This is a genomic window from Thermogemmatispora sp. (assembly GCF_019683755.1).
GTDB lineage: Bacteria > Chloroflexota > Ktedonobacteria > Ktedonobacterales > Ktedonobacteraceae > Thermogemmatispora.
Map to the genome: position 1 here is coordinate 1 of NZ_JADGHT010000160.1, position 10082 is coordinate 10082.

At 61.4% G+C, this 10082-nt stretch carries 9 protein-coding genes and 1 pseudogene; 6 read left to right on the forward strand and 4 right to left on the reverse strand.

What is annotated here, in order from left to right; translation table 11 throughout:
* The first annotated feature begins 244 nt into the window (after positions 1 to 244).
* The 4 genes from IRZ24_RS11580 (at position 245) to IRZ24_RS11595 (ending at position 3608) form a co-directional block, all read left to right on the forward strand.
* Positions 245 to 964, forward strand: coding sequence for an FKBP-type peptidyl-prolyl cis-trans isomerase (locus IRZ24_RS11580; protein WP_297164218.1), 720 nt, complete (start codon positions 245 to 247; stop codon positions 962 to 964).
* 215 nt (positions 965 to 1179) lie between these two features.
* On the forward strand, positions 1180 to 1791 hold the full coding sequence (gene pyrE, locus IRZ24_RS11585) for an orotate phosphoribosyltransferase (RefSeq protein ID WP_297164220.1): 612 nt from the start codon (positions 1180 to 1182) through the stop codon (positions 1789 to 1791).
* A 5-nt stretch (positions 1792 to 1796) separates the two neighbouring features.
* Positions 1797 to 2669, forward strand: coding sequence for an orotidine-5'-phosphate decarboxylase (pyrF, locus tag IRZ24_RS11590; protein ID WP_366914275.1), 873 nt, complete (start codon positions 1797 to 1799; stop codon positions 2667 to 2669).
* Positions 2670 to 3608 (forward strand): dihydroorotate dehydrogenase, encoded by a 939-nt coding sequence (locus IRZ24_RS11595; RefSeq protein WP_297164223.1) that lies wholly within the window; start codon positions 2670 to 2672, stop codon positions 3606 to 3608.
* Between the two features lie 185 nt (positions 3609 to 3793).
* Here IRZ24_RS11595 and IRZ24_RS11600 read toward each other — a convergent pair whose 3' ends face one another.
* Positions 3794 to 5020: an acetate kinase gene (locus tag IRZ24_RS11600; RefSeq protein ID WP_297164225.1), complete on the reverse strand. Its 1227-nt coding sequence runs from the start codon at positions 5018 to 5020 to the stop codon at positions 3794 to 3796.
* Between the two features lie 455 nt (positions 5021 to 5475).
* On the opposite strand from IRZ24_RS11600, the gene IRZ24_RS11605 reads away from it, so the two are divergent.
* On the forward strand, positions 5476 to 6345 hold the full coding sequence (locus IRZ24_RS11605) for a DUF6081 family protein (RefSeq protein ID WP_297164227.1): 870 nt from the start codon (positions 5476 to 5478) through the stop codon (positions 6343 to 6345).
* Positions 6346 to 6522: 177 nt separating this feature from the next.
* Here IRZ24_RS11605 and IRZ24_RS11610 read toward each other — a convergent pair whose 3' ends face one another.
* The gene (locus tag IRZ24_RS11610) at positions 6523 to 7077 is read right to left on the reverse strand and encodes a hypothetical protein (protein WP_297164229.1); all 555 of its coding nucleotides are present in this window, start codon (positions 7075 to 7077) and stop codon (positions 6523 to 6525) included.
* Positions 7078 to 7438: 361 nt separating this feature from the next.
* Positions 7439 to 8719: a cysteine desulfurase-like protein gene (locus IRZ24_RS11615; protein WP_297164231.1), complete on the reverse strand. Its 1281-nt coding sequence runs from the start codon at positions 8717 to 8719 to the stop codon at positions 7439 to 7441.
* Positions 8720 to 8937: 218 nt separating this feature from the next.
* On the opposite strand from IRZ24_RS11615, the gene nth reads away from it, so the two are divergent.
* The gene (nth, locus tag IRZ24_RS11620; protein ID WP_366914276.1) at positions 8938 to 9615 is read left to right on the forward strand and encodes an endonuclease III; all 678 of its coding nucleotides are present in this window, start codon (positions 8938 to 8940) and stop codon (positions 9613 to 9615) included.
* Between the two features lie 176 nt (positions 9616 to 9791).
* Here the strand turns inward: nth and IRZ24_RS11625 are convergent.
* Positions 9792 to 10082 (reverse strand): annotated as a pseudogene (locus IRZ24_RS11625) (diacylglycerol kinase family lipid kinase); the annotation flags it as partial.

Below are 10082 nucleotides of genomic sequence, written 5' to 3' on the forward strand. Positions count from 1 at the left end.
GAAGGCACCAGATGCTTCCGAGCTAGCTAGGGGGCAAGGGTGAGCTTGGGGCGGGGAGCGCTGGCGTGTGAGAAAGCGGTCGTGGTCTGAGCTGGAGAGAGCCGGGGCTGATGTGCATCCGCCGGCTTACTCTTGTCAGGGCGCAAGAAACATGCTAATCTCAGCGTAACAATGCACCACCATCACCACCGGGGCAGGCCCTATCACAGGCACCATCATAGCACATATCCACAGAGGAGAGTGTATGACGCAGACTGCACAGGGGAAAAAAGGAGGTTCGCAGAGACAGCGCCGTCCGGGGCAGCGTCAGCAAGAGCGTATCAGGAGGCAGATACGGCGTCGAAGGCGCCGACAGTTGATTGCGGCCAGCACTGTGACCCTTCTGATCATTGTCCTGGCTGTGTTTGGCTTCTGGCAGTATCAGCGTGTCAATGCGCAGCAGGCCGCCTCACGGGAGGCCACCGCAACCGCTGTCAGTAAGGCCCATGCCAATGCTACTGCGACGGCACTGGCCCGCAATTGCTTTATCGATAGTAGTGCCTCGAACCAGGTACCCTCTGTCTACAGTGCCACTGCTACGCCAACGGCAGGACCAGCAACAGCGCCGGCGATCAATGGGACACCTGTGGTCAAGAGCGATGGACTCAAGTATTTTGACATTCGAGCGGGCAGCGGCACCGCCGCTAAAAACGGCAGCACTTTAGAGGTAGAGTACGTAGGCTGGCTGGCCAACACCTGCAAGAAGTTCGATAGCTCCTATGATCGCAATGGTCAGCCCTTCTCATTTACCCTAGGCAAGGGGCAAGTGATCAAAGGTTGGGATGAGGGCCTGGTAGGTGTGAAGCCGGGGACGATTCGTCGTCTTTACATTCCGGCGAAGCTCGGCTATGGCAACCAGGCGCAAGGCTCGATCCCGGCCAACTCTGATCTGATCTTTGATGTCATTGTCTTGAGCGTCAAGTAAGCTGGCTGGCTGCTCCGAGAGGGCCAGCCAGCGCATCTCATTTCCGTAGTCGTCTCTGCTCGATCCTGTAAGACGAGCGATGCTCTTTGCGGCGAGGTCACTGTGGCGCTGGAATGGGCCTGAAGCTGCTGCGTGCTCCTGTTGCGGGCTATCGATCGGCAAGGGCTGCGCAGGGCCACGTTGTTGATGATCCGTAATCTATCTGGTGTGGTTTGATGATGACGGAAGATACAGAGCTGCTAGCGCTCTTTGAGCGTCTGGGGGTTGTCTCGAAAGGGCATTTTGTCCTGACCTCGGGACGGCACAGTGATGAGTACTGGGAAAAGTTTCGTCTCCTGGAGTGGCCACGGGTGACAGAGCAACTCTGTGAGAAGATCGTGGCGCGTTATAAGCCAGAAGGCATCGAGGCGGTCGCTGGTCCCACGACTGGCGGGGCATTGCTGGCGCAGGAGGTGGCGCGCCAGCTTGGGACGCGCTGCCTGGTGGTGGAACCGGCTGCCGGAGGGGGACGTGAGCTACGCCGCGGCTTTACGCTGCGGCCAGGCGAGCGCGTCCTTGTGGTCGACGATGTCTTGACCACGGGGCTGTCGCTGCACGAGACGCTACAGGCTCTAGAGGCCTATGAGCCGACAGTAGTGGGTCTGGCTGTACTGCTGGATCGCAGTGGTGGCCAGGCGACCAGGCAGTTTCCTGTTCCTTGCCAGGCGCTGCTGACAGTGGCGGCTCAGACTTACGAGCCTGGGGCCTGTCCGCTCTGTGCCCAGGGGGTCCCGCTCACCAAGCCCGGCAGCCGTGGCCGGGGCGCCCCTGAAGGGAGGCCATCATGACGGGACTGAGCTTTCTGGAGAAGTGGCAGCAGGCCAGTCATGATCATCAGAGCCTGCTCTGTGTGGGGCTTGATCCTGAGCTAGAGCGCCTGCCGGAGCCGTTGCGGGGCGCTGGCCTGGAGGCGCTGCTGCGCTTCTGTCGCGACATTGTGGAGGCGACCTTGCCTTATGCCTGTGCCTATAAGCCCAACCTGGCGTTTTTTGAGGCCCTTGGGCCGCAGGGGTGGGCGCTGCTGCGTGAGGTGTTGGCCGCGATTCCGCCGGAGGTGCCCGTGATCGCCGATGCCAAGCGCGGTGATATCGGACACACGGCCCGCGCCTATGCCACGGCCATCTTTGAGCAGCTCGGCTGTGATGCTGTGACCGTACAGCCCTATCTCGGCTACGATGGCGTTCAGCCCTTCCTCGCCTATCGTGAGAAGTTAGCCTTTGTGCTCTGCCGTACTTCGAATCCGGGAGCCGGCGATTTTCAGGATCTCCTGGTTCAGCCCTCTCTGAGTGAGGCTGAGAGTGAAGCGGTGGAGACTGTTCACGCTTCTCGGGCGCTGCCACTCTATTTGGTGGTGGCCGAGCGTGTGCGTCAATGGCAGGCGCGTCATGGTAATTGCGGGCTGGTGGCTGGGGCGACCTATCCGCGCGAGCTGGCAGCCATCAGGGAGCGCTGTCCGACGCTGCCGCTGTTGGTCCCCGGCGTTGGTGCTCAGGGAGGCGAGCTAGAGGCGGCGGTGCGTGCTGGTCTGGATAAGTATGGTGGGGGAATCCTGGTGGCGGTCTCGCGCGCCATCCTGTATGCTGATGGAGGAAGTGACTACGCTCTGGCAGCGGGCGAGGCAGCGCGGCGTCTACGCGATGCTATCAACCAGGCAAGAGGAAGCTAGATGCAGCTTACGGTCGAACTGGCGGCTGGGCGTAAGAATAGTCTGCTGCTGCGTAATCCGGTGATGTTAGCTGCCGGGACCTGCGGTTACGGTTTCGAATACGCCAGGATTGGCGAGATCGAGCGGCTGGGGGCCATCGTTAGCAAAGGGACCACCCTGCGCCCGCGGCGGGGCAATGCGCAGCCACGCACTCGCGAGGTGCCGGCTGGCCTGCTCAATGCCATTGGCCTGCAGAATCCCGGCATCGAAACCGTGATTCGCAAGTACGCACCAGTCTGGGCCACCTGGCAGACGCCAGTAATTGTCAACATCGCCGGTGAAACGGTTGAGGAGTTTGCCGAGCTGGCACAGCGGCTGGAGGATGTGCCCGGCGTAGCGGGCATTGAGGTCAATGTCTCCTGTCCCAACATCCGCGCCGGTGGTCGCGTCTTCGGGGACAGTCCCCAGACTGTGGCCGAAGTAACGGCGGCGGTGCGTCAGAATACAACGCTTCCGCTGATTGTGAAGCTCTCGCCCAACAGCGGCGACGCGCGTCCGACTGCCCTGGCGGCGGCTGAAGCTGGGGCCGATGCTGTCTCCCTGATCAATACGCTGACAGGCATGGACATTGATATTGAGACGCGGCGCCCTCTGCCGGCTCATGGAACTGGTGGGCTGTCAGGACCGGCCATCAGACCACTGGCTCTGCGCATGGTCTATGAGGTGGCGCGTGAGCTACGCAGTCAGCAGCCCACGGTGAGGGTGATTGGCATTGGCGGTATTACTTCGGCCTCGGATGCTCTGGCCTTCATTATGGCTGGTGCTAGCGCTATACAAATCGGCACAGCCAACTTTATCAACCCGCGCACAGGTGTACTGGTGCTGGAGGGCATCGAGGCTTTCATGCAGGCGCATGGCATCCAGAATATTGCCGAGCTGGTGGGGGCCGCCCTTCCTTGAGCTATCCTCGAGTGGGCGAGCCGGAGGTAGGCGGCCTGGTGGCAGGGTCTGCCCTCTGAGGGATGTTACGTCTCTGGTCGTCTCGCTAGCTGCCAGCTTCTCGTAGCCGCTGAGGCTGCGAGAAGCTGTTTCTGTCTTATGGGGAGCATCGGTGTGCGGTAGAGCCGGCGAGACGGTCGGTTCGCTCACAGTGATGGGCGCTGCTGGAGAAGGCGCCAGGAGGCCTCGGCGATCATCCAGTCCTCTTGTGTCTGTACGACCAGCACGCGCACGGCTGAGTTGGGGCTGGCGATGTCGGCATCGCCACCGGGATCAGCATTGCGAACGGGGTCGATGGCCAGTCCGAGGAAGCCGAGGGTTTCGCAGGCGGCAGCGCGTACCTCGGGGGCGTGTTCGCCGATACCGCCTGTAAAGACCAGGGCGTCAATGCCGCCCAGGGCCGCCAGCATGGCACCAATCTGGAGACGCAGGCGATGAACAAAGGTGTTGAAGGCCAGGCGGGCCCTCCGGTTGCCTTCAGCACGTGCCTGCAGAATCAGGCGCATGTCGCCTGAGAGACCCGAAATGCCCAGAAGGCCTGATTCACGGTTGAGAATGCGGTCAAGGTCGTCTGCGCTGTAACCAGCGTGGCGCAGCAGGTAGAGGAGCAAACCAGGGTCGATGGAGCCGGAACGGGTGCCCATCATTAGCCCCTCCATAGGGGTGAAGCCCATTGTGGTTTCGATGCTTTCTCCTCCCAGAATGGCGGCCAGCGAGCAGCCGTTACCCAGGTGGCAGGTGATGAGGCGCAGGCTGGCCAGGTCGCGCCCCAGAAGCTGGGCGGCGCGATGCGCGCAGTATTGGTGGCTGAGACCGTGGAAGCCGTAGCGGCGCAGGCCTTGGGCGAACCATTCGTAGGGGCCAGGGTAGATCTGAGCCGGGAGAGGCATGTGGCTGTGAAAGGCGGTGTCGAAAACGGCGATCTGGCGCGCCTGGGGAAAGGCTTCTTCTGCGGCGGCGATGGCTTCCAGACTGGCACGGTTGTGTGCAGGCGCCAGTACCTCCAAGCGCTCGATAGTAGCTTTTAGCTCGGGAGTGATCAGCGCTGGCTCGCTGTAGTGGGCACCACCGTGGACGACGCGATGTCCCACGGCTCCAATCTCTTCGGCTCGCTCGATGGCACGTGTTGCCCCCTGGCTGAGCTTGCTCAGGATGTGCTTGAGAATGGCTGATCGCTCGCTGGTCTGAAGGGTCTCGTGTTGCTCTTGTCCCTTTGCGTTGCGTATGACCAGCTCGGTCTTGCCTGGCTCGTGGGACCAGTCAGCGTTGGCTTCCCATAAGGGAGGCGGCGCCTCCACTGGCAGTGGGGCGTGTAATTCGTATAGTCTAGTCTTTTGGCTGCTGGAACCAGCGTTGAAAACCAGAATTTTCATGACGTGCGCTGTCCTTTCTGCGGCTCTCTCGGATGGCGGATTGCTCGCTTGCCTCTGTTCTTCTTCTTCTATTATCTGTTACGGAGGCCGACTATGCACAGACACTGGCGCATCACAAAACTGGCATTGCAGGCCGACGCTGAGCTGAATACCGCTGCAAGGCTCTGCTCTGAGGCTTGATGGCGCTGGCCAGGTGGGCCTTGCCCGAATGGGGCAGCGGTGATAGCATGAAGCAAGTAGCCTCTCTGCTGGCAACAGTCCTGTGCGTAAAGAAAAGAGAGGAAGTGCGGCCATAGAGAGAGCGGGGAGGGCTGGCCAGCCAGAGTAGTGGTCGCGGGTGCAGGTCGGCATATGCGCGGAGGCATGGCTTGGTGCGCCGGGCGTATGCAGGTCAGATACACCTGGATGTATCAGCGCTGATTGTCAGTGAGGAGAGGAGAAGGAGCGACGTAGCAATGACAGACGCACGGCAAGAGATCGCTCATGAGCAGAGTCAGCAAATCCAGCAGTCTCGACCGGCTGCTATAGATAGCGCTCAGCCAGAGGAGCGTTTCCTGTATGCGGGCTACCATAGTATCATCAGCGGCGTTGATCGCCACTGGGATTACGGAGGCTTCCCGCTGCCTGACGGCAGTTTCTGGCGCTATCGTGAGCCAAACGCCGTGGTGGTGGTCGAGGGCAATCGTCTGCGTGTGGCGGCGGTTCCGTTAACGCGCTTCCATAACGAGGTGCAGATTCTCGATAACGCCAAAAATATGTTTTTCTCGACGCGGCGCTTCACGATGCCCGAGGATGGGACCATTCTCTTCGAATGGGAGATGCGCGCCCGTGGCATCAATACGCGCCCGCATGATCTCTACGATGGCTTTGTGTCAGCCCACCTGCTCGATTTCGCCACCGGTATGGCCTTCGATTTCTTCGTCTCTAACGATACGATTGCCACAGTCTATGCGCTCCTGCCGTTTCCAGGGGTGCCAGCGCCGCCCGATCCTGAGCCGGAGCGTGCCGTCAAGCCAAAGTACTTCTGCGACTTCAATGAGCTGCCGGTAGAGACGGCGCCCTGGCAATGGCATCGCTATGGCATCAGCTACTGCAAGGCGCGCGATGAGGTGCGCTTTTTCCTGGATGGGCAGGAGGTGGGCCGCTACAGCGAGGTACCGTGCAAGGTGGACGGCTGCATTCTGGCGCTGGGCCTGATGACGGAGAAGAGCATTGAAGACGGGCGCAGCGTTTCGTTGCATGGCCAGGGCCTGATCGGTGAGTGGGGACCGTTTACGATCACAGTGCGACACGATGGAGAGGACGGAGAGCATACCGGTCCGTAGGGACCCGCGCCCGCCAGTCAAGCGGGCCCTGCCCGGGTGCAGGGCTGCGCTGCCTGGCCACGGGCTGAGGAAAGCTGTCGACTTCTGTCCAGGACCAGGCCGGGGAGACCATAAGCGTGGGGCCTGGATGACACAGGCCCAAGGGGGCAGGTCTCTCTTTGGGACAGGCGGGACCCTTTAGCTGTCCGGCCCGTAAATAGCTAGCTTTGGAAGTATCTCGAAGTGTGAACTGACGTCCCACAGGGAGCGCGGGACGAGCTGATCGGCGAGTTGCCGCCATTGATCCAGGGCCGCCGGCAGACTTCTGGCGATGCGGAATTCTGTGGCCTCGCGCATCGCCACGGCCAGGAAGCCCTCGCGGACACCAGCTTCTGTCAGAGCACGTAGCCGCCGCTCAAGACCCTGGACAGGAGGGTCACCCGCCCGTCCCACTGTGACCAGGCTCTTTAGCTCCTCATCAAAAGTCACGTCACGAAGCTGTTGACGCAGCTGCTCTGCGTCCTCCTGAGAAAATTCCCTTGTCCTCTTCTTGGCTGCCAGGCGTCTGGCCTCTTCAGCCACGGCACGACCTTGCAGGGCCCAGCCAAGAGAAGCCCACAGGCTGTCTAGCCTGGCGGCGATCTCCGGGTCGCGCGGCTGAGGAAAGGCTGTGGCGACCCAGCGCTGGATCAACTGCAGATAGGCTGAGATGCCGTACAGATCATCTGGACCGTAGATCCATTGCTGATCCATCAGATAGTAACCTCCTTACATGTCTGGCCTCTGCCCGGGGTCAATAAAAAAACTGCAAGCTTCTCCAGAAGAAGCCAGGTAAATCGAACGACTGTATTCTCTACCTACCTTAGTGTAGATCAGCGCAGACAAAAATACAAGCGCTCACTCGGCTGGGAAGATCTCATTCTCGCTGCATATGGAGCCTGGGCGGCAAAGTGCGACTGTACCCGCTCCCTCTTCGCCGCCAGGCCCTTAGCTCAGTCAGGTTGCCGCCGTGCTGCTCTTCGCGCCGCGCTCTGCTGCTGCTCACTGGAAAGGGATCGGATTGGCCTTCTCCTGGTCAGCAGGTCCCGATTGGTGCCAGCCAGTGTGCGCCAACTCAGGCCAGCTCTTCCAGGACGCCCAGGACGCGCTCGATTTCGGCGGACGTATTATAGTGGCAGAGGCCGAGGCGTAGAGCGCCGCCACGTCCTTCAAGGCCGAGGCGCTCCATCAGGCCGAGGGCATAATAGTTGCCATCCCAGGCAAAGATACCGCGCTCACCCAGGGTGGCAGCTAGCTCGCGCGGGTGATGGCCATCGATGGTACAGGCCACTGTTGGGACCCGCTGCGCCAGCTCCTCGGGAGTGGTCCCGCTGAGACCGTAGAGATGCAGGCCCCGAATTTCGCGCAGGCCCCGCAGCAACTGGGCCGCAAGCTGGCGCTCGTAGTCGCTGATGGCGCGCATCGCTACCTTCAGTGTGCGTCGCCGCCCGGCGTAGGGCTGCAGCGCGGGATCGTTGCCATAATGGGCGGCCTGCTCCTCTCCGAGCAGCGTCAGGTAGTCGATGACTCCCAGCAAACCGGCCAGTCCCTCATGGTTCTGGGTCCCGGTCTCCCAGCGATCGGGGACCGCGTTGCTGGCCGGGCGCACCTTGTAGGCTGGGAAGCGCTCCAGGTGTTCGCGCTTGCCGTAGAGAATGCCCAGGTGCGGGCCAAAGAATTTATAGGCCGAGCAGACCAGAAAATCGGCATCGAGAGCCTGGACATCGATCGGCCCATGCGGAGCATATTGCACGGCATCGATCCACACCAGGGCGCCGATGGCGTGGGCCAGCTCCGTAATGCGCCGCACATCGTTGATGGTGCCAACGGCGTTGGAAGCATAGCCCACGGCCACCAGGCGCGTACGCTCGTTGAGTTTGGCCTGCAGATCCTCCAGATTGAGCGTGACCTGCTCGGGATGAATATCGACGGTGCGCACAACCACGCCGCGCTCCTGCAAGGCCAGCCAGGGGGCGACGTTGGCATCGTGGTCGAGGACGGTCACAATGATTTCGTCGCCGGGCTGCAACGTTTTGCCGATGGCGCGGCTGAAGGCAAAGGTCAGGGTGGTCATGTTGGGACCAAAGACGATCTCTGCCGGGCTGGCGGCGTTGAGGAAATCGGCCATTGCCTGGCGCGCGGCGGCGATGGTCTCGTCGGTACGCCGGCTGGTGAGAAAGGCCCCGTGGGCGTTGGCGTTGGCCTCGCGCAGGTAGCGCGTCATAGCCTCGATGACCTGCTGGGCGACTTGGGTGCCGCCGGGATTATCCCAGTAGATGACGGGCTGACTGTTCATCTCCTGCTGCAGGGCTGGAAAATAGCGACGGTAGGCGCTCAGGTCAAGAGGTACTGTCATGTGGTGATCCTCCTTGGCAAGTCCCCATTGTCCCTTGCTCTCATCATATCACCTGGCATCGCTGGCTGGAGCTGGCTCCGTGACTGACCGGGTTCGCCCTGTGCTATAATGGGCCTACCATTGAAGGGGGAAGACCAGAAGAAGGCAGGGGACGATTCGTGAGTACTGCAAATCTGCCACCGACCTATCAGGGACCGGCCCCCGGCTCGCCCGAGCATGTGCGTGCGGTCATCGCCGAGCTGCGGCGCCTTTATCCCGATGCGAAGTGCACTTTGAATTATGAGAATCCACTGCAGTTGCTGATTGCGGTCCAGCTCTCGGCCCAGTGCACCGATGAGCGCGTCAATGAGGTGACAGCTCAACTCTTCCGCAAATATCGCACGGTTGAGGATTTCGCGAATGCCGATCCCGAGGAGCTGGAGCAGGATATTAAGCCGACGGGCTTCTATCGCAATAAGGCGCGCAATCTGCGACTGACCTGCCAGCGGCTGATCACTGACTACGGGGGTGAGGTGCCGCGCAGTATGGAGGCGCTACTGACGCTGCCAGGCGTGGCGCGCAAGACTGCCAATGTGGTGCTGGGGAATGCCTTTGGTATCGTTGAGGGCATCGTGGTCGATACGCATGTCAAGCGCCTGGCGCGCCGCCTGGGCTGGACGCAGAGCGAGGACCCCGAGCAGATTGAGCGCGATTTGATGCGCATTGTGCCGCGTGAGGATTGGCTGGATCTGTCGCATCTCTTGATCTTCCACGGGCGGGCGCTCTGCCGCGCTCGCGATCCGCGCTGCGAGGAGTGCCCACTGGTACCGCTCTGCCCCTCGGCTTTTCAGGCCAATGGAGAGGCAGTCGCCACGAAAAAGCGCTCGCGCCACACCGCTGCGCGCCAGTCCTCATGAGATATTCTCAGCGATAGGGACAAATACCCATCGCGGCCTGATCGGTTGGCCCGCGTGGGCGGGAGCCGATGGCGCTGCGACGGGTGAGTAGTGCTGTGGCTCGCGCTGGAAGATTCTTATAGTCATGATAACCGGAAGCGAGATGGACCCGCACTACGGGCGCGGGGTCGCTCAGGCTAACATCTCACAAGCAGAGCCTGTGGAAGGACGGTGACCTCGAAACGCTGGCCGTGGAAAACTTCGCCGTCCATCTGGGCGTTGAGCGGCAGGCGGCTTTCGATGGTGAGGCGCTGGATGCGGTAGAAGTGAACTTCGGGCAGGGAAGCGTGTTGACCACGTTTGACGACAGGGAAGAGTCTGAGAGCGCGCCCCAAGGGGGCGTAGTGAATGGTGCAGAGGTCAAGCAGGCCATCGCTGGCGTCGGCCTCGGGGTTGATGCGGAAGCCTGAGCCATAAGTGGGGCCGTT